Raw genomic sequence first — 18,333 nt, 5'->3', positions numbered from 1 at the left:
GCCCACGAGCCCGGACTCGTAGAAACCGCGCTCCTTGGCCGTCATCGAGCGGGACTCGACCCGTTCGGCGGGCGGCAGCGGCGGGAAGGTGCCGTGCGTGCGGGAGTACGCCATCGACCACGCCTCCGGGACGAGGATCCGCCGGGCCTCCTCCATCGTGGCGGCCACCGCGACCGTCCCTGAGATGACGACGTACGGCTCGCTCGCCCAGGCCGAGGGCCGGAAACCGGCACGGTAGGTGTCGATGCCGCGCAGCATCCGCTCCCGGGAGCGCAGGTCCCCGATGACCATGGGCAGGCCCGCGCGGGCGGCGATCGCCGCGCCCTCGCCCATCGCGAGCACGAAGGGCGGTACCGCGAGCCCTTCGGAGGGGCGGGCGTGCACCCCGGTCGATGAGGTGCCGCCGAACCAGCCGAGCAGCTCGTCGAGCTGGGCCGAGAAGTCCTCGGCCACCTCCTTCTCACGGCCCAGCGCCCGGCGCACCCCGTCGGTGAAGCCCACCGAGCGGCCGAACCCCATGTCGATCCGGCCCGGGAACAGGGACTCCAGGACCCCGAACTGCTCGGCCACGACCAGGGGTTGGTGATTGGGCAGCATGACGCCGCCGGTGCCGACCCGGATCGTACGGGTCGCCCCTGCCACGGCCGCCGCCAGTACGGTGGGCGCGGAACCGGCGACCCCGGGCACGCCGTGGTGCTCGGAGACCCAGAACCGGTGGAAGCCGAGCCGTTCCGCCTCCCGGGCCAGCGCCACCGTGTCCCGCAGGGCCTCGGCATCCGGGCGCCCCTCCCGCGTACGGGACCGGTCGAGCACGGAGAACCGGGTCGCGGACAGCACCGACCCCGACTCCGGCTCCGGGCGTGGTGATCGCACCGGCTGATCTGCTGGGTTCGGCATGGCTGCTCCGGACGTCCTCGGCTGTGACCTTGTCAGCGATCTGCCGGACGCCCGTATTCCTCGCGGTCCACCGGGCACCTGTGGAAGGGTGCAGAACATGTCGACTACACCGGACGGCCGTCCCATACCTCCCGCGAACGCCGACGAACGCGCCATGCTGAGCGCCTGGCTCGACTTCCACCGCGCCACACTCGCCCTCAAGTGCCAGGGCCTCGACGACCACCAGTTACGCCTCGCCTCGGCGGCGCCCTCGGAGATGACACTGCTGGGGCTCGTCCAGCATCTGGCCGAGGTCGAACGGAACTGGTTCCAGCGGGTGTTCGCGGGCCAGGACGTGCCCGCCGTCTACGAAGAGGGCAAGGGCGACGGCTTCACCCTCGTCCCCGGGCGCGGGCTCGACGAGGCGCTGGCCGTCTGGCGGGCGGAGGTCGCACGCGGCCGGGAGCTGGTCGCCGCCGCAAGGTCACTGGACGAGACAGGGCAGCTGTCGGAGGCGGACGCGGCCCTGGCCGGCATCCAGGGGCTCTCCCTGCGCTGGATCATGGTCCACATGATCGAGGAGTACGCCCGCCACAACGGCCACGCCGACCTGCTGCGCGAACTCGTCGACGGGGCCACCGGGGCCTGAGCCCCACAGAGTTCAACACCACCGATCAGCAAGGGGATCCAACATGTCTGCGCCACGCCTGCGGGCGACTCCGCTGCCGGGTATCGGGGTTCAGTACGACCTCGTCACGCGTGAGCAACGGCATCTGTCGGTGGTGGCTCACCGTGACGGCGGCCGTACCGTGAACCTGTACCGGGACGACGATCCGGACTCGTGCGCCCAGTCGCTGCGGCTGACCGCGCCCGAGGCCGCCTCGCTGATCGACGCGCTGAGTCCCTCGCACCACAGCTCCAGCCTGCTGTCCACGACGCCGCTCGGTCTGGTGGCGGAACGGGTGGAGGTGGCCGGCGGCTCGCGCTGGAACGGGCGGGTGCTCGGGGAGACTCGGATGCGCACGGAGACCGGCGCGTCCGTCGTCGCGGTGCTGCGGCGCGCCGAGGCGATACCGTCCCCGACGCCCGACTTCCGGCTGGCCGGCGGCGACGTCATCATCGTGATCGGTACCCGCGAGGGCGTCGACGCCGCCGCGGCGATACTCGGACGGGAGTGACACCGCCATGCACTCCCAGGTCCTGCTGATCGAGTTCGGCGCCGTCATCCTCGCCCTCGGGCTGCTCGGCCGGATGGCCGCCCGGCTCAGCTTCTCCCCGATACCCCTCTATCTGCTCGCCGGTCTCGCCTTCGGCAAGGGCGGCCTGCTGCCGCTCGGCGCGAGCGAGGAGTTCATCGCCACCGGCGCCGAGATCGGCGTCATCCTGCTGCTGCTGATGCTGGGGCTCGAGTACACGGCCAGCGATCTCGTCTCCAACCTCAAGTCCCACTACCCGTCCGGCCTGGTGGACTTCACCCTGAACGCGCTGCCCGGCGCCGCCGCCGCGCTGCTCCTCGGCTGGGGCCCGGTCGCCGCCGTCGTGCTCGCCGGGGTCACCTGGATCTCCTCGTCCGGCGTCATCGCCAAGGTGCTGGGCGACCTGGGCCGGGTCGGCAACCGGGAGACGCCGGTGATCCTCAGCATCCTGGTCCTGGAGGACCTGGCGATGGCGGTCTATCTGCCCATCGTCACCGCGCTGGTGGCCGGTGTCTCGCTCGCCGCCGGCAGTGTGACCCTGGCGATCGCGCTCGGCGCCGCCGGCCTGGTGCTGTTCGTGGCCGTCCGCTTCGGCCGGGTCATCTCCCGCTTCGTCTCCAGCGACGACCCCGAGAAACTCCTGCTGGTCGTCCTCGGTCTGACCATCCTGGTCGCGGGCATCGCCCAGGAGCTCCAGGTGTCCGCCGCCGTAGGGGCGTTCCTCGTCGGGATCGCCCTGTCGGGTGAGGTCGCGGAGGGCGCGCACACGCTTCTCAGCCCGCTCAGGGACCTGTTCGCGGCCATCTTCTTCGTCTTCTTCGGGCTGCACACCGACCCGGCGAGCATCCCGCCCGTGCTGCTGCCGGCCCTCGCCCTGGCCGTCGTCACGGCGGGCACGAAGATCGCCACCGGCTACTGGGCGGCCCGCCGCGCCGGGATCTCGGTCAAGGGTCGCTGGCGGGCGGGCGGTGCGCTGGTGGCCCGCGGCGAGTTCTCCATCGTCATCGCGGGCCTCGCGGTCACCGCGGGCGTCGAGTCCGACCTCGGCCCGCTGGCGACGGCGTACGTCCTGATCCTGGTCGTCCTGGGCCCGCTCACCGCCCGCTGGACCGAGCCCCTGGCGGCTCGCTTCGGCGCGTGGCGAGCTGGGCGGCCCCGCCCGGAGACCCCGGCCACGGCACCGACGGACGAGACGGTGCATCCCACGACCGTCGGCGACTGACAGACGGCGCGCACCGGAGCGGGGACCCTGCTCGTCCCGGGGCTCAGGACGCCTGCGGCGGGAGGGCCCGCACCAGCCCCGACTGGTAGGCGATGACGACCAGTTGGGCCCGGTCGCGGGCGCCCAGCTTCGTCATCGCGCGGTGCACATGGGTGCGGACGGTCAGCGGACTGACGTACAACTTCTCCGCGATCTCGTCGTTCGACCCGCCCTCGGCCGCCAGGCACATCACCTCCCGTTCCCGGGTGGTGAGCGCCGCGAGCGCCTCCGGGGTCGCCAACTGGCTGCCCGGAGCAGGGGAGTTGAGGAAGGTGGTGATGAGGGTGCGGGTGGCGTTGGGGGAGAGGAGGGCCTCGCCTGAGGCCACCGTGCGGATGCCTGCGAGCAGCGCCTCGGCGGTGACGTCCTTGCCGAGGAAACCGCTGGCACCCGCCCGCAGCGCCTGGGCCACGTACTCGTCCGTCTCGAACGTCGTCAGGATCAGCACCCGCGTCTCCGACAGCTCCGGGTCGGCGCAGATCGCGGCGGTGGCGGCCAGGCCGTCGGTGCCGGGCATCCGGATGTCCATGAGAACCACGTCGGGGAGGTGCACGCGGGTCAGCTCGACCGCCTCCCGGCCGTCGGCGGCCTCGCCGAGCACCGTCATGTCGGCCTCGGAGTCGATCAGGATCCGGAACGTCGCCCGGAGCAGGGCCTGGTCGTCGGCGAGCAGGACGCGAATGGTCATGAGGTGCGCTCTTCTTCTTCCGAGGGCTGAGGATAGAGGGGCAGCGCCGTGGAGACCTCGAAACCGCCCTCCGGACGGTGTCCTGCCTCCAGGTCGCCGCCGACCGAGTGGGCGCGCTCCCGCATCCCGATGATCCCGAAGCCGCACGCCGGTGTGGTCGCGGCCGAGCCGGCCGCACCGGCGGGAACCGTGGCGCCGGCGTTGTTGGTGACCGTGATGGTCAGCCGGTCCGCCGAGTACGCGAGCAGCACACAGGCCGTCGCTCCGACGGCGTGCTTGGTGATGTTGGTGAGCGCCTCCTGCACGATCCGGTACGCCGTCAGGTCCACCCCGGGCGACAGCGGGCGCTCCCTGCCCGTGGTGGTGAGGGTGACCCCGAGCCCGGCCGACCGGACCGTGTCGATCAGCTCCGGGAGGCGGAAGAGGCCCGGGGCCGGTTCCAGCGGGGTGTGGAGGTCGTCGGCGTGGCGCAGCAGACCGACGGTGGCCTTGAGCTCGCGCAACGCCGACGAGGTGGTGCCGGTGAGGTCGCCCAGCATCCTGCGGCTCTGCTCGGGGTTGCTGCGGGCGAGATGCGCGGCGGTGGTGGCCTGGGCGTTGGCCAGGGCCAGATGGTGGGCGACGACGTCGTGCAGCTCCCGCGCGATCCGCATCCGCTCCTCGGTGACCCGGTGCCGGGCCTCCTCCTCCCGGGTCCGCTCGGCGTGCTCGGCACGGGTGTGCACGGCGTCCAGATAGGCGCGGCGCATCCGGCGTGCGCTGCCGGCGGCGACCGGGACGAGTACGTAGGCGACGGGGGCGACTGTCTTGAGGACGAGCGGGTGGTCGAGCGGGTCGAGGATCGTGGCCGTGGCCACCAGCATGACGATCATGCCGAGGCAGTGGAGACGGGTCGTGCGCCGGTCGGTGAGGATGGCCAGCCAGTAGACCGCGACCATGGCCGGCGCCAGGATCAGCACGGTGAGGAGATAGCCCAGCGCGCTCGCGGTCATGGCGCAGACCGTGGTCACCATGACGGCCGTACGCGGATGGCTGCGGCTCAGCAGCACGCCCGCGCACGCGCTGACGGCGATGAGCGCGGCGGGCCACAGCTCCTCCCGCTGGTCGACGCCGGGCAGGGTGACCCGGGCGCCGACCATGAAGAGAACGAACAGCGCCACGACGGTCACCGTGTCGACGACACGGGGATGGTCCGCGAGGTGACGCTCGATGTTGATGCTCATCGGTTCTCTCCGGTCGGGGGCGGTGGACCCATGGTCCACGACGGCGCGGCACGACGTCGGACGGGGGCCGCCCGTGTGTCCAGCACGGGCGACCCCCAGGGCGTACGGTCGGATGCCAGACCCGGACCGCCTCCCGGTCTGCCGGTCCGTCCGCCCCGTTCTCGGGTGTGGCCGCCGCCCCCGTGTGGTACTCGCCAAGGTTCCCGGGACCGACCCCCTCCCGTCGTCGTGCGCCTGTCGGCAATCGCGACTACTGAGAACGCAGTAGAGACGCCCCCACAGCTCCTCCGCACGCACGACGGGCGGTACCCCTCGGGTAGGGGTACCGCCCGTCGCGATCGGAGGATGTCCGGGGATCAGGACACGTACGACGCTCCCTGCGCCGTGCTGACCACCGTGTCGGCCGCCGCCTGGGTGAGCAGCCCCGCCGACACCCAGGCCGCCGTCGTCGACCGGACCCGCGTCACCAGCGCGGCCTTGTCCGCGAAGGGAGCCCCCGCCCAGATCTCGTCCAGGAGCGTGGTGCCGTCGGCCTTCGCCGGATCGGCGATCCCCGAGTCGACGTTCCCGAACACGACCTTCGGTTCGGCGCGCCGGACATAGGCGTGCGTCGGGTCCTCGGTCCCCTCGGAGAAGGGGGCGAACTCGGTGCCGTTCAGCGTGTAGTGCAGCGGCTTCCCGCTCACCGGGGTGAGGGAGGGCAGCAGATCGCCCGAGAGCGCCGAGTTGCGGTACAGCCCGACGGACAGATAGCTGGTGCTCGCACTCCGGGCCACCAGGTTCACCGGGCCGTAGAACAGGGTCTGGAGCGACGGGTCGTCGAGCGCCTTCTCGACCCGCAGCCGGAACGGCACACTGATCCGTACGACATCCCCGCTCTGCCAGGTCCGCGACACCGCGAAGTAGCTCCCGGCGACCGGAGTCCCGCTCACCGCCTGCCCGTTGACCGTCACCTGGAACCCGGCCGTCGCCCAGAGGGGCACCCGCAGCCGCAGCGCGAAGGCCGCGCTGCCGCCCCCGATGGTGAGCGTGGTGCCCTGTTCCTTCGGATACTCGGTGGTCTGGGTGACGGTGACGCCCTTCTCGGCCCAGGTCAGGGTGGAGGGGCTGTACAGGTTGACGTACAGGGAGCCGCCGTCGGCCGACTTGAAGTACACCGAGTCCTGGTACTTGGTGGCGCTCTCCATGCCCGTGCCCTCGCAGCAGGTGGTGCCCTGCTTGGGCGTGTAGTCGCGCACATGCCCGGGGTTGAGCCCGATGAAGTAGGTGACGAGCGGCTTCTCGGCGTCGGCCTTGTCCTGCTTGGAGCCGAGCACCTGGTTGTAGAGCGCCCGCTCGTAGTAGTCCATGTACTTCGGGTCCTGCTCGTGGAAGAACAGCGTCCGGCTCAGCTTGAGCAGGTTGTACGCGCAGCAGGTCTCGGCGTTGGTGTCGCTGACCGTCCCCGCGATCACCCCGCGCGCCTTCCAGAACTCGCCCGTGCTGGTGCCGCCGATCCCGTACATGCGCTGCGGGATCACCATGCCCCAGAAGTTCTTCGCGGCGGTCAGATAGCGCGCCTCGCCCGTCGCGTCGTACAGCCGTACGTAGCCGGTGAAGATGGGGATGTGCTGGTTGGCGTGCAGGCCGTTCAGCGTGTCGGTGTTCGCCGCGCACGCGTCGATGAGCGTGTCGAGGTCGAACAGCTTGGCCAGGGCGAGGTGTTCGGCCTTGTTGGTGATCGTGTACAGGTCGACGATGGTCTCGACGATGCCGCCGAACTCACCGCTGGAGAAGATCCCCCACATCCGCTGCAGGGTGGCGTCGGGCAGCTTGGACAGCCGCGAGTACATCCAGTCGCACATGCCGGACGCGAGGTCCAGCGCCCGGGAGTCGTCCGTCGCGAGGTAGGCGTCCAGCAGACCCTTGAGGATCTTGTGCGCCGTGTAGTAGGGCGCCCACACCTTGGTGTAGTCGCCGCTCGTCATCGACTCCAGGGCGATGAACTGCGTCTCCGGGTACGCGGCCAGGAACCCCGGGTGGCTCGGGCCGCCCCAGATGCGGCGCAGGGTGGCGGTCAGTCCGCGCCCGGAGGCGTCGCCGAACGTGCCGCCGGTGGTGGCGGAGAAGTAGTACGAGGCGAGGTTGCCGAGCCCCGCGGAGGAGTTCTTGGCCTCCTTGCTCTGCATCGAGGTGATCTCGGCCTGTGTCAGGGCGCGCGAGTAGACGTTGAACTCGTCGAAGGCGCCCGCGTAGACGGGGTCGCCGGAGAAGTTCGAGCGGCCGAGCCAGTTGTTCGTCAGGGTGCCCAGGACGGACGGGTTGACGGTCATCGCGGTGTTCGTGGCGACGGCGGTGCCGTTGACGTAGAGCGTGCCCGTGGTGCCGGAAATGGTCACCGCGAGGTGGCTCCACTGGTTCAGCGGCAGCGCGGCGGTGCCGTTGAGGGCCTGTTCCCCACCCGGCCCGTTCGTGGTGATCGCGAACCGTGGCACCCCACTGCCGTTGCGGGAGGCCAGGTACATGTACCGGGTGGTGTCGTTGCCGAAGTCGAAGACCCGCTGCCAGTTGGCGTCGTGGGTGGGCTTGACCCAGGTCGACAGGGTGATCGCCGAGGCACCGCCCAGGACGGCCGCCGGCAGGTCCACGTACTGGTAGGAACCCCGCACGTTCTCGTGCGCGCCGCCCCACTTCCCGGTGACGACGAGCATGCGCGGGTCCGTGCGCAGGGCCGCGCGTACATCGGTCAGCGCGCCGACCATGGTCGCGATCCTGTCGGCGTAGGCCTGGTCCCTGGTGCTCGCGTACGCCTGCGACAGCATGCTCAGGAAGTGCCCGGTGTAGTGGCCGCGCAGGTTGCCGTTGGCCTCGCCGTCCAGGCCCTCCCAGCCGCCCGGGGCGACCGCGCCGCCGGTGGAGAGGCCGGCGTTGGCGCGGAACACCTGGAGCAGCCGGTTCACGTCGTAGCCGCGCCCGTGGTCCAGCATCAGCTGGCGCTTGCTCGCGAAGACGCCCTGGCCGAGCGCGACGTCCTTCAGCTCGAAGGGGCGGAGCGTCCAGGCGGACGGCGCGGGCAGGGCGGCCGCCGCCGCCCTGCCGGATCCGGCGTAGGCGAACGCGGGTGCGGCAGCCGCCAGTATCGCGCTCTGGAGGAGAAACCGCCTCGAAAGGTGGGGGGTCACAAGTGCCTCGTCTCTGAGGTGACTGACGACTGACGTAGCTGAGCTCTGAAGTCCCTTGCGGGGCACGGGATGTGGTCCGGCGCGACCTACTCGGCGTAGTACGTCGCGTCCTGCTGGTCCAGCGAGGTGCTCAGCGTCTGGAGCTGGAGGAGGCCGTTGTAGTGCCGGATGTAACGGCCCGGGAAGTTGTACGACTCGAAGGACACCCCGGCCGGGTCGGCGAGGCCCGCCCGCCGGGTGAAGGAGGCGTCGGCCAGGAAGGTGGCGGTGCCGTTGTTCTTCTCGACCCACAGCTCGTAGTTCTTGTGCCGGAGGTAGTAGCCGGGGAAGTTCGCCGACTCCAGCGAGACGGTCCCGGAGCCGGCCAGCCCGGTGACGAACCGGAACTGCGAGTCGGCGAGGTTGGTGACGTTGGCCTCGATCTTCGCCCGGTACTCCCAGTGCCGGATGTACCGGTCCGGGTAGTTGAACGACGAGAAGCGGACCGGGGTGACCCCGTCGGAGACGGGGATGCCGAAGTTCGGGGTGCCGTCCGCGTTCCAGTACAGCTTCTGGTAACGGGTGCGCCGGTTGGGGTCGTTGAGCGGATCGCCGCTGATGTCACGGTAGTTGCGGTCGTGGTAGACGAGGACGTCGGACGTGCCGTCCTCGGAGACCGTGAAGGTGTTGTGGCCCGGCCCGTACTGCCCGGTCGAGGCGTTGCTCGTGAACACCGGCTGCGAACTCTTCGTCCAGGAGGCCGGGTTGAGCAGGTCGGCGGAGGCGGACGCGGTCAGCAGCCCCAGGCAGTAGTTGGCGTCGGTGGCGCTCGCCGAGTACGCCAGGAAGACCTTCCCGTTCCGCTGGATGACGGAGGGGCCCTCGTTGACCGTGTGCCCGATGATCTCCCAGGACAGCGTGGGCCGGGAGATCATCGTCGGAGTGCCGCTGATGGTCCAGGGGTTGGACATCTTCGCGAGGTAGAGGTTGGTGCCGTCGCCGACGGCCGGGTCGTTCTGCGCCCAGCTCAGATAGCGGGTGCCGTTCACCACGAAGGTCGTCGCGTCGAGCGAGAACGTGTCCAGCGGCAGCGCGATACGGCCCTTCTCCGTCCACGTCCCGGTGATCGGGTTGGCGGACGAGGACTCCAGGACCCACGGGCGGATCTTCCAGATGTCGTTCGAGGCGCCGGCCGCGAAGTAGATGTACCACTTGCCGTCGATGAAGTGGATCTCGGGAGCCCAGATGTGGGCGCCCATGTCACCGCTGGCGTGCTTGGTCCAGATGGTCGTCTCGGCGGCGGTCGCCAGACCCTGCAGCGTGGTCGCGCGGCGCAGCACGATCCGGTCGTACGCGGGGACCGTGGCGGTGAAGTAGTAGTAGCCGTCGGTGTGCTTGTAGATGTGCGGGTCGGCCCGCTGCGCGGCGATCGGGTTGGTGAAGGTGACTGCCGGGGAGGCCGGGACGGCGGCGAACGCGGGGGCGCCGACGACGGCCGGTACGGTCACGGCGACGACCAGGGCCGTGCAGGCCTTGAGAAGCGTGCGTCTGCTGGTCGCGTCGTTGCGGCTGCGGTCCACGGCGAGTCTCCTTCGGCGGCCTGTTCCCGGGCCGACATTGTTCGATATATGGAACGACGTGCGGAGGTTCGACCGAAAGATAGGTAAGGGGCGCGAGTGAGTCAATGTTTCCGACAGATCAAATTCCGGTTGACCCCTCACGCCCCTCCGAAGATCGCCTAGAAGCGGGCGCCGATGTTCGTTCCCGCGCGCGGAACAAGGAAGGCGGGCGCGGTCGGCAGCGAACCGTCGGCGCGCCGCCCGCCCGTGATCTCGGCCGGGGCGGTGCTCAGTACCGAGGAGGCGTTCCAAGTGCCGCCCAGATCCCAGGAGTTGCCGGTCGAGACGGTGGCGGAGCCCGGGGCGACGGCACGCCCGTCGGCGAGCGAAAGATCGGCGCTGAGGGTGGCGCGTCCCCCGGAGACGTCGAAGTCGAAGCCGGTGCCCGCGTTCCCGTAGGCGGTACTCCGGTTGATGCCGATGGCACCCGGATTGCCGTTGTCCGTGAAGCCGTGCGCCGCGTTCTTGAACGCGGCCGTGTTGCGCAGGACGTGCGCCACGGCGGGCGCCGGGGAGCCACCGCCCAGCTTGAAGCCGTTGCCGTCGCCCGCGAAGTCGGGGAAGTTCCAGCGGTTGAAGCCGTTGCCGTACGAGACGGTGTTCTCGATCGTGATCGGCGAGGTGAACTTCCAGGCGTCGAAGCCGTCGTCGACGTTGTTCCACAGCCGCGCGCCCCGCACGATGTTGCCGGTCCCGCCGCCCTCCTTGACGGCCAGCCCGTCCGCGCTCTCACCGTTCTTGCGCGGATCGCGGTTGCCGTAACTGTCCAGGTCCAGGATCTGGTTGTTCGCGGAGGCGCCCTGGAGCTGGAACCCGGACTCGTAGTTGTCGTGGGTGACCAGCCGGGCGAAGACGTTGTTGTTGCAGCCGTCGCAGTAGACGCCGTACGGCCCGTTCACGATCTCCAGCCCCGAGATCCGCCAGTACGAGGCCTCCTGGTGGATCGCACCACGCTCGGCGCGCGGGATGCTGCCGCCGACAGGTGTATGACTGGCGGGCAGCCGCTCCCCGTCGACGACGACCCGCTCGCCCGAGTAGGCGCCCAGGGTGATGGGCTGGGAAGCGGTGCCGGAAGCGGCGATGGTGATGTTGTCCGTGAGGGCGTAGGTACCCCCGCGCACGGTGATCGTGTCCCCCGGCTTCGCCAGGTCCACGGCCCGCTGGATGGTCTTCAGGGGGCGCGCGAGAGTACCCGGCGCCGAGTCGTCACCGCCTGTCGCCACCACGAGCGTCGTCGCGGCGGTCGCTCCCGAGGCAGCTCCCACCAGCATCCCCGCTGTCATTAACGCGGTTCCCAGGACCGCCGTTCCCGTCCGGATCGCTGCGTTGCGCATGTACGGCTCCCGCCTCTGCCTCGGCTGTGTCGCCAAGGAGTGGCCGCCGACGCCGTGGAGGTTGCCGGGTCCGGGCGACTGGCTAGGGTCAGGGACCGTGACGCAGAACAGCAGCCCGAGGAGCGGCAGACCGCTCGCCGTGTTCGACCTCGACAACACGCTCGCCGACACCGCGCACCGGCAGCGGTACCTGGAGCGCAGGCCACGCGACTGGGCGGCCTTCTTCGCCGCCGCGCCGCACGACCCGCCGCTCACCGAGGGCGTCGCGCTGGCCCTGGAGAGCGCACGGGAGTGCGAGGTCGTCTACCTCACCGGCCGGCCCGAGCGCTGCCGCCGGGACACGCTCGCCTGGCTCGCCGCGCACGGACTGCCCGAGGGCCGTCTCTGGATGCGGCGAGACGGCGACCGCAGGCCCGCCCGCGGCACCAAGCTGGAGATCCTGCGCCGACTGGCCCAGGGCCGCGAGATCCGCGTCCTGGTGGACGACGACGAACTCGTCTGCCAGGACGCGGAACGGGCCGGCTTCAGCGTCGTACGGGCCCGCTGGACGGCCGAGTCCGGTGCGCTGAAGGAGGCCCAGGAGACCGAGGGCCAGACCTGAGCGAGCGGCCCAGCCCTGCTACTCGCCGTCCTCCAGCCGGAAACCGACCTTCAGGCCGACCTGGTAGTGCTCGACCTGCCCGTCCACGATCTGGCCCCTGACCTGCGTGATCTCGAACCAGTCCAGATTGCGCAGGGTCTGTGAGGCCCGGCTGATGCCGTTGCGGACGGCCTGGTCGACGCCTTCGTGCGAGGTGCCGACGATCTCGGTGACCCGATAGGTGTGGTTCGACATGCGGGTGCTCCTCTTCGCGGAACTGGACGGACTGGACGGACTGGACGGACTGGACGGACTGGGTGGACTGGGTGGACTCGATGTACGGGACTTACTGGCTGTAGCGGATCTTGCCGGTGGCGTTCCACGTTCCACCGTGCCCCATGCGGCGGTGGTTCGCGAGGTGTCGCTAGCGGGCGACGCTCAGCGACAGGGCGAAACGGCCCTGCTCGTCCGTCCACCACCGGGTCGCCTCCAGCCCGGCGGCGGCCAGTTCGGCGCTCACGCCCTCCTTCCGGAACTTCGCCGACACCTCCGTCCGCATCTCCTCGCCCGCCGCGAAGTCCACGGCGAGATCGAGAGCGGGGATCTTCACGGTCTGCTCGGCGAGTGAGCGCAGCCGCATCTCGATCCACTCGTTGTCGGCGTCCCACAGCGCCACATGCGCGAAGGCGTCCGGGTCGAAGTCGGCGCCGAGTTCGCGGTTGACGACACTCAGCACGTTCTTGTTGAACTCGGCCGTCACGCCCGCCGCGTCGTCGTACGCCGGGACCAGCACCGACTCGTCCTTGACCAGGTCGGTGCCGAGCAGCAGCGCGTCGCCGGGCGACAGCAGGGAACGCACCGAGGAGAGGAACGCGGCACGCTCGGGGGGCAGCAGATTGCCGATCGTGCCGCCGAGGAACGCCACCAGCCGGGGCCCGGGCGTGCCCGGCAGCGCCAGACCGCCGGTGAAGTCGGCGATCAGGGCGTGTACGCCGAGGCCGGGCCGCTCGGCGATCAGCGCCTCGCCCGCCTGCCGCAGCGCGCTCTCACTGACGTCGACCGGGACATACGTCTCCAGCCCGGACAGCGCGTCCAGCAGGTGCCGCGTCTTGTCCGACGAGCCGGAGCCCAGCTCGACCAGCGTGCGCGCACCGGTCGCCGCGGCGATCTCCCCGGCGCGGGCGACGAGGATCTCGCGCTCGGCCCGGGTCGGGTAGTACTCGGGCAACTCGGTGATCCGGTCGAAGAGTTCGCTGCCGTGAGCGTCGTAGAACCACTTCGGCGGGAGGGTTTTGGGCGTGCGGGTGAGCCCGTGCAGGACGTCGGCGCGCAGGGCGGCCTCCGTGGCGTCCTCGGGCAGGGTGCGGGTGACCAGGAACGGACTCACGTACGAAGCTCCTCGGGTGGAACGGATGCCAGGTCGCCGCTCAGGTCCTGGAGCGGGGTGAGCCGTACCTCGGTGCGGCTCGCGATGACGAGGGTGCGGTCGGGTACCTCCTGCCAGCGGGGATCGTCGTCGTACGGTTCCGATGCCACGACCGTGCGGGGGCCGGGCCCGGACAGGTGGAAGAGGCTGTCGCCCCAGGTGGTCGCCGCGATCGTCTCGCCGTCGGTGAGCAGCAGGTTGAGCCGGGAGCCGGGGGCCGCCTCGTCGACCTCCAGGACGGTACGGGCCAGCGCCCGTCCGACGCCGTCCCCGGCGTGCAGCCGGTGCAGCACCAGGGCCCAGACGAACGCCGAGTCGGTGCGTGCCTCCATCGACAGCAACTCCTCGCCGGGCAGGGCCTGTACGAGGGGCGCGAGGGATCCCGGCCAGCCCTTGACCGCCCCGTTGTGCCCGAACAGCCAGGCACCGGCCGCGAAGGGCGCCGCGGCGGCCTCCCCGTCGGCGCCGGCCAGCGTCGCGTCCCGTACGGCGGCGAGCAGTGCGGTGGTCCGCACGACCCGGGCGAGGTCGGCGAAGGACTGGTCCGCCCAGACCGGCCCGGCACGCCGGTAGCGGGCCGGTACCGGATCGCCCTCGGCGTACCAGCCGACCCCGAAACCATCGGCGTTGACAGTCCCGTACCGCTGGCGCCGGGGTGCCCACGACTGCCGGTACAGCCCGTGCGGCGGGTCCACCACCACACTGCCGATCGCCTCCGGGGTTCCCAGGAAAGCCAGTTGACGGCACATCAGGCACCGTCCGGGGTGCGGGCGGTGCGGAACCCGGAGAAGATCTGCCGCCGGATCGGATAGTCCCAGTTGCGGAACGTCCCCCGGCAGGCCACCGCGTCCACGGCGAACGAACCGCCGCGCAGCACCTTGTACTCGGGCCCGAAGAACACCTCCGAGTACTCCTTGTACGGGAACATGCTGAACCCCGGGTAGGGGAGGAAGTCGCTCGACGTCCACTCCCACACGTCGCCGATCAACTGCCTCACCCCGAGGGGCGATTCCCCGGCCGGGTAGCTTCCGGCGGGCGCCGGACGCAGATGCCGCTGACCGAGGTTGGCGTGCTCGGGCCCCGGGTCGGCGTCGCCCCACGGGTAGCGCGTCGAGCGGTCGGTTCCCGGGTCGTGCCGCGCGGCCTTCTCCCACTCCGCCTCGGTGGGCAGCCGGCGCCCGGCCCAGCGGGCGTACGCGTCCGCCTCGTACCAGCAGACGTGCACGACGGGCTCGTCGGGCGGCACCACCTCGGTGACCCCGAACCGCCGCCGCAGCCACTGCCCGCCGTCCCGGAACCAGAACTGCGGTGAGTACAGCGAGTTCTGGCGTACATGCGCCCAGCCGTCCGGCGTCCACCAGCGCCGGTCGTCGTAGCCGCCGGCCGCGATGAACGCCTGGTAGGCGCCGTTCGTCACGGGTGTCGTGTCGATGAGGAAGGGCGCCACCTCACGCCGGTGCGCGGGCCGTTCGTTGTCCAGGGACCACGGCTCGGTGGAGGTACCCATCGTGAACGGCCCACCGGGGACCAGGACTTCGGCCGGACCGGTGAACGGGGGAGCGGGCGCCGGGTCGGGGGCCCGGAGAACCGCCGGGCCCGTCCGCAGCTGATGGGTGATCAGCATCGTCTCGTCGTGCTGCTGTTCGTGCTGGGCGATCATCCCGAAGGCGAACCCGGCCCTGGTCAGCTGTGCGCCCGTACCCTCGAACTCGGCGCTCTCCAGTACGTCCAGGGCCCGTCCGCGCACCTCCGCCGCGTACTTACGGGCCTCGGCGGGCGGCAGCAGCGGCAGCGTGGGCCGTTCGGCGCGCGAGTGCTCGAAGGCGTCGTACAGGCCGTCGATCTCGGGCCGCATCGCCTCCCGGCCGGCGACCGCGCGCAGCAGCCACATCTCCTCCTGGTTGCCGATGTGCGCGAGGTCCCACACCAGCGGGGACATCAACGGCGAGTGCTGGGCGGTGAGTTCGGGATCGTCCACGGAAGTGAGGAGCGCGGTCCGCTCCCGCGCGGTGGTGAGCGCCGCGAGAGCACGCTCCCGGAGCACCTCCGGTTCCAGGGCGGGGTCGGTCATGTGCGGAGATCCTTTCCGTACGAGGTTCCGTGCGCGCGGCGGTCCGTGCCGGGCAGGCCGTCGAGCAGGTCGTCGGCGGGGCAACGGCCTCTGACCACATAGCGGTTGAGGAACGCGTCGACGGCCTCGACGACCTCCGCACTCGCGCCGAGCCGGGGCAGGGCCTCCAGCGCGGCCGAGAAACAGACGAGGGCGACTTCCCGCAGCTCTGGATCGCTCATGCCGTAGCGGGCCGCGTCGGTCCACAGCGGATTGTGCGGGGCCGGGAGGGACAGGGTGCGCTCGGCGAGCGGCTTGACCGCCCGGTAGGCCACCTCTGCGGCCTCGGGGTCGTCGAAGAGCGCGGCCGTGACGGCCAGCGGGACGATCCAGCCGTCGTCGCCGGGCTGGGCGTCGATCATGCGCAGTTCGAGATGACCACGCGGCCGGACCGGCGGGAACAGGGTCGTCAGGTGGTAGTCGAGATCCTCCTGGGTCGGCGGCCGGGGCACCCCGGACCGGATCCACTCCCGGAACGTCAGCCCGTCCTCCGGCACGTCCCACGGCCCGCTGTCCCGCCGTATGCACATCACAGGCGCGTCGAGCACCTGGCTGGCCCACGCCTGTCTCGGTTCGGCGTCCAGCGGGGGCGCGCCGGCCCGTCCGGCGCCGATCTCCGTCCACAGCACCTGCCGGGTGGAACGCCAGCCGGTGGGGCTGCGCCGGGCGATCGGGGAGTTGGCGAAGGCGGCCACGAGGACCGCGCCGAGCTGGTGTGCGAGCCACCAGCGCCGTCCGTGCCCGAGGGGGCCGGGTTCCTCGTGACCGGCGTCCAGGCACACCTGCACGGAGGCCGAGGTGCACATCATGGCGCGGCCGGCCGGGCCCGTGAGGTCGAGGCACCGCTCCAGGGCGTCGTAGCGCGGCTCGTGCAGGAAACGCCGGGGCGGGTGCCAGGGATCCTGGCCGATGCCGACGAGGCCGAGACCGTCCTTGCGCAGTACCGCGCGGACGGCGTCCAGATCGGCGGAGACGGACTGGATGCACTCCATCAGGGAGTCGGCGGGCGCGGAGCTGAGCTCCAGCTGGCCGCCGGGTTCGACGGTGAGCGCCGACCTGAGAGGCAGGTTCCGCAGTGCGGCGTAGGCCGCTTCGAGCCGTGCGGGTGACACGGGGAGCCGCGGATCGCGCAGCTCGTGGACGAGCCATTCCACCTCGACCCCGAGGGTGCGGGGCGGTCCGGTCTTGAAGCAGATTCCCCGGACCAGGGCTTCGACCTCGGCCTCGGACAGGGCGGTGCGGCGCTTCGTACAGCCACTTACCGAATCGGACATGTCGGGATCCTCCTGAGATTCCTTCATGTCGCCCGGACCGGCTTCGGATGGGCCGGACAGGCAACACTCGTCCCACCCAAACCCCTCGCGTCGAATCGCACAAGGGTGCACATGGGCACTTTCGGGACGATGGATCTCCGTTTCCATGGTGTTTCCAGGCTGTTCGCCAACCCGGGAAAACTCTGTTGCACAGCACGTCCAGCATCACCCACGATGCCGGTATGAGCACGGCGGGGGAGCGAGTACCAGGCACGGTCATGGCGCACACGGGGGTGGCGCCATGAGCGCCCGCCTGCGCGACCTCGCCCGTGGTACGGAGGAGATCGTCGCGGCCGGTTCCTACCGCGCGTCCGACGGACGCGAGGTGTCACTCGCCGCGGCGATCAAGGCCGCCCGAGCGGGCACCCGCCTCTACGGCCCGGGCCCGCTGGACGTCCCTCCGGCGGCCGCCGCGCCACTGGACACGGCCTTCGAGGTGACCGGCGAGAGCAGCCTGGAGGCCGCCCGCCGGCTCCCCGGCCCGGTGGCGGTCCTGAACTTCTCCTCGGCCCGCAACCCGGGCGGCGGATACCTCAACGGCGCGCAGGCCCAGGAAGAGGCCCTGTGCCGGGCCTCGGCGCTGTACGCCTGCCTGACGGAGGTGCGCGAGTTCTACGACTATCACCGCACCCACCGCGACCCGTTCTACACGGACCGGGTCATCCACTCACCCGGGGTACCGGTCTTCCGCGACGACCGGGGCCGCCTCCTGGACACCCCGTACACAGCGGGCTTCCTGACCTCGGCGGCCCCGAACGCGGGGGTCGTCCGGCGAACGGCGCCCGAACGGGCGGCGGACATCCCCCAGGCCCTGGCCTCCCGCGCGGAAAGGGTCCTGGAAACGGCGGCGACAGAGGGCTACCGCCGCCTGGTGCTGGGCGCCTGGGGCTGCGGAGTCTTCCAGAACGACCCGGCCACGGTGGCGATCACCTTCAGAAACCTGCTGGTGGGCGGCCGCTTCGAGGGCAGATTCGAAAGGATCGTCTTCGCGATCCTGGACCGCACGAGCGGCGAAACGACACGGTCAGCCTTCGAGCGAACGTTCACCTTCTAGGGGCGCGGGGCTGTGACATTTGCGGCTCCGCCGCGCGGGCGCGACAAGCCACAGCGCACCCGCACGCGACGTACGAACCGAACCTCACGCCCACCCATACCGCTCCCGCAACCGCCGCAAAACGGAGTTGAACCGCATCCGGTCCAACGCGCAGGCCTCCCGCCGCATCCCGTCCTCGAACAGCCGCAGCACCCGATCCACGTCCACCCAGGAATCGCGCCCGGTCCGGTCCCACGGCCCGCTCCCGATCGGAACCCACTCCCGATCCCCGTCATGCCGCTTGCTGGACAACTGCACGGCGAGGAACGTCCCGGCGGCCTCACGGGCGACGACCAGCACGGGCCGGTCCTTCCCCCGCCCGTCGTTTTCCTCGAACGGCACCCAGGTCCACACGATCTCCCCGGGATCGGGGTCGCCGTCGTGGGCGGGCGAGTACTCCGTACGCACGCGCCCCACATCGCGAGGGTCGGCCTCGGTGGTGGCGGAGGGGCCGTAGCGGCCCGGGACTTCGGC

Annotated in this window: 17 protein-coding genes; 5 read left to right on the top strand and 12 right to left on the bottom strand. The window is 70.9% G+C overall.

Translation table 11 applies throughout. The features are described from left to right. The coding region (locus tag STRTUCAR8_RS27770; RefSeq protein WP_044472994.1) for an MsnO8 family LLM class oxidoreductase at positions 1-897 on the bottom strand (897 nt) is incomplete at its 3' end. Between the two features lie 97 nt (positions 898-994). Between STRTUCAR8_RS27770 and STRTUCAR8_RS27765 the strand changes: the two genes are divergently transcribed. The 3 genes from STRTUCAR8_RS27765 to STRTUCAR8_RS27755 are packed head-to-tail and all read left to right on the top strand — an operon-like array spanning position 995 to position 3,294. Next, positions 995-1,525 carry a DinB family protein gene (locus tag STRTUCAR8_RS27765; protein ID WP_086025813.1) on the top strand — a complete coding sequence of 177 codons (531 nt, stop codon included), beginning with the start codon at positions 995-997 and terminating at the stop codon, positions 1,523-1,525. A gap of 43 nt (positions 1,526-1,568) precedes the next feature. Further along, on the top strand, positions 1,569-2,054 hold the full coding sequence (locus STRTUCAR8_RS27760; protein WP_006379389.1) for a cation:proton antiporter regulatory subunit: 486 nt from the start codon (positions 1,569-1,571) through the stop codon (positions 2,052-2,054). 7 nt (positions 2,055-2,061) lie between these two features. Further along, positions 2,062-3,294, top strand: coding sequence for a cation:proton antiporter (locus tag STRTUCAR8_RS27755; protein ID WP_006379394.1), 1,233 nt, complete (start codon positions 2,062-2,064; stop codon positions 3,292-3,294). Between the two features lie 43 nt (positions 3,295-3,337). On the opposite strand, the gene STRTUCAR8_RS27750 is transcribed toward STRTUCAR8_RS27755, so the two are convergent. The 5 genes from STRTUCAR8_RS27750 to STRTUCAR8_RS27730 form a co-directional block, all read right to left on the bottom strand. After that, positions 3,338-4,021: a response regulator transcription factor gene (locus STRTUCAR8_RS27750; protein ID WP_006379392.1), complete on the bottom strand. Its 684-nt coding sequence runs from the start codon at positions 4,019-4,021 to the stop codon at positions 3,338-3,340. Continuing rightward, the gene (locus STRTUCAR8_RS27745; RefSeq protein WP_006379400.1) at positions 4,018-5,244 is read right to left on the bottom strand and encodes a sensor histidine kinase; all 1,227 of its coding nucleotides are present in this window, start codon (positions 5,242-5,244) and stop codon (positions 4,018-4,020) included. Before STRTUCAR8_RS27745 ends, STRTUCAR8_RS27750 begins: the two co-directional genes overlap by 4 nt. 356 nt (positions 5,245-5,600) lie before the next feature. After that, positions 5,601-8,405, bottom strand: coding sequence for a beta-L-arabinofuranosidase domain-containing protein (locus STRTUCAR8_RS27740; protein WP_006379401.1), 2,805 nt, complete (start codon positions 8,403-8,405; stop codon positions 5,601-5,603). 86 nt (positions 8,406-8,491) lie between these two features. Continuing rightward, positions 8,492-9,904, bottom strand: a complete 1,413-nt coding sequence (locus STRTUCAR8_RS27735) for a family 43 glycosylhydrolase (protein ID WP_044472993.1) — start codon at positions 9,902-9,904, stop codon at positions 8,492-8,494. Positions 9,905-10,122: 218 nt separating this feature from the next. Continuing rightward, complete coding sequence (locus STRTUCAR8_RS27730) at positions 10,123-11,286, bottom strand: right-handed parallel beta-helix repeat-containing protein (RefSeq protein ID WP_234372624.1); 1,164 nt, start codon at positions 11,284-11,286, stop codon at positions 10,123-10,125. Between the two features lie 148 nt (positions 11,287-11,434). On the opposite strand from STRTUCAR8_RS27730, the gene STRTUCAR8_RS27725 reads away from it, so the two are divergent. Beyond that, on the top strand, positions 11,435-11,938 hold the full coding sequence (locus STRTUCAR8_RS27725) for a phosphatase domain-containing protein (protein ID WP_044472990.1): 504 nt from the start codon (positions 11,435-11,437) through the stop codon (positions 11,936-11,938). An 18-nt stretch (positions 11,939-11,956) separates the two neighbouring features. Here STRTUCAR8_RS27725 and STRTUCAR8_RS27720 read toward each other — a convergent pair whose 3' ends face one another. The 5 genes from STRTUCAR8_RS27720 to egtA all read right to left on the bottom strand — a co-directional run bounded on the left by STRTUCAR8_RS27720 (position 11,957) and on the right by egtA (position 16,727). After that, positions 11,957-12,172 carry a dodecin gene (locus STRTUCAR8_RS27720; protein ID WP_006379393.1) on the bottom strand — a complete coding sequence of 72 codons (216 nt, stop codon included), beginning with the start codon at positions 12,170-12,172 and terminating at the stop codon, positions 11,957-11,959. Positions 12,173-12,341: 169 nt separating this feature from the next. Then, entirely contained in the window at positions 12,342-13,304 is a 963-nt protein-coding gene (gene egtD, locus STRTUCAR8_RS27715) for an L-histidine N(alpha)-methyltransferase (protein ID WP_006379387.1), read from the bottom strand. Next, positions 13,301-14,092, bottom strand: coding sequence for an ergothioneine biosynthesis protein EgtC (gene egtC / locus STRTUCAR8_RS27710; RefSeq protein ID WP_006379399.1), 792 nt, complete (start codon positions 14,090-14,092; stop codon positions 13,301-13,303). Before egtC ends, egtD begins: the two co-directional genes overlap by 4 nt. After that, positions 14,092-15,414, bottom strand: coding sequence for an ergothioneine biosynthesis protein EgtB (gene egtB / locus STRTUCAR8_RS27705; protein WP_006379402.1), 1,323 nt, complete (start codon positions 15,412-15,414; stop codon positions 14,092-14,094). The genes egtC and egtB overlap by 1 nt, the downstream gene beginning before the upstream one ends. Continuing rightward, the gene (gene egtA / locus STRTUCAR8_RS27700; protein ID WP_006379404.1) at positions 15,411-16,727 is read right to left on the bottom strand and encodes an ergothioneine biosynthesis glutamate--cysteine ligase EgtA; all 1,317 of its coding nucleotides are present in this window, start codon (positions 16,725-16,727) and stop codon (positions 15,411-15,413) included. Before egtA ends, egtB begins: the two co-directional genes overlap by 4 nt. A 280-nt stretch (positions 16,728-17,007) precedes the next feature. On the opposite strand from egtA, the gene STRTUCAR8_RS27695 reads away from it, so the two are divergent. Next, the gene (locus STRTUCAR8_RS27695; RefSeq protein ID WP_006379391.1) at positions 17,008-17,820 is read left to right on the top strand and encodes a TIGR02452 family protein; all 813 of its coding nucleotides are present in this window, start codon (positions 17,008-17,010) and stop codon (positions 17,818-17,820) included. An 84-nt stretch (positions 17,821-17,904) separates the two neighbouring features. On the opposite strand, the gene STRTUCAR8_RS27690 is transcribed toward STRTUCAR8_RS27695, so the two are convergent. Next, on the bottom strand, positions 17,905-18,333 hold a 429-nt coding region (locus tag STRTUCAR8_RS27690), incomplete at its 5' end, for a type II toxin-antitoxin system PemK/MazF family toxin (RefSeq protein WP_006379397.1).

The sequence above is a fragment of the Streptomyces turgidiscabies Car8 genome (assembly GCF_000331005.1).
Lineage (GTDB): Bacteria > Actinomycetota > Actinomycetes > Streptomycetales > Streptomycetaceae > Streptomyces > Streptomyces turgidiscabies.
This window is presented reverse-complemented; position numbering and strand designations above follow the sequence as displayed.

Bases quoted from the DNA above. Each gene is read 5' to 3' on its own strand.
- STRTUCAR8_RS27765 (WP_086025813.1), top strand. From the start codon at position 995: ATGTCGACTACACCGGACGGCCGTCCCATACCTCCCGCGAACGCCGAC.
- STRTUCAR8_RS27760 (WP_006379389.1), top strand. From the start codon at position 1,569: ATGTCTGCGCCACGCCTGCGGGCGACTCCGCTGCCGGGTATCGGGGTT.
- STRTUCAR8_RS27755 (WP_006379394.1), top strand. From the start codon at position 2,062: ATGCACTCCCAGGTCCTGCTGATCGAGTTCGGCGCCGTCATCCTCGCC.
- STRTUCAR8_RS27750 (WP_006379392.1), bottom strand. From the start codon at position 4,021: ATGACCATTCGCGTCCTGCTCGCCGACGACCAGGCCCTGCTCCGGGCG.
- STRTUCAR8_RS27745 (WP_006379400.1), bottom strand. From the start codon at position 5,244: ATGAGCATCAACATCGAGCGTCACCTCGCGGACCATCCCCGTGTCGTC.
- STRTUCAR8_RS27730 (WP_234372624.1), bottom strand. From the start codon at position 11,286: ATGACAGCGGGGATGCTGGTGGGAGCTGCCTCGGGAGCGACCGCCGCG.
- STRTUCAR8_RS27720 (WP_006379393.1), bottom strand. From the start codon at position 12,172: ATGTCGAACCACACCTATCGGGTCACCGAGATCGTCGGCACCTCGCAC.
- egtC (WP_006379399.1), bottom strand. From the start codon at position 14,092: ATGTGCCGTCAACTGGCTTTCCTGGGAACCCCGGAGGCGATCGGCAGT.
- egtB (WP_006379402.1), bottom strand. From the start codon at position 15,414: ATGACCGACCCCGCCCTGGAACCGGAGGTGCTCCGGGAGCGTGCTCTC.
- egtA (WP_006379404.1), bottom strand. From the start codon at position 16,727: ATGTCCGATTCGGTAAGTGGCTGTACGAAGCGCCGCACCGCCCTGTCC.
- STRTUCAR8_RS27695 (WP_006379391.1), top strand. From the start codon at position 17,008: ATGAGCGCCCGCCTGCGCGACCTCGCCCGTGGTACGGAGGAGATCGTC.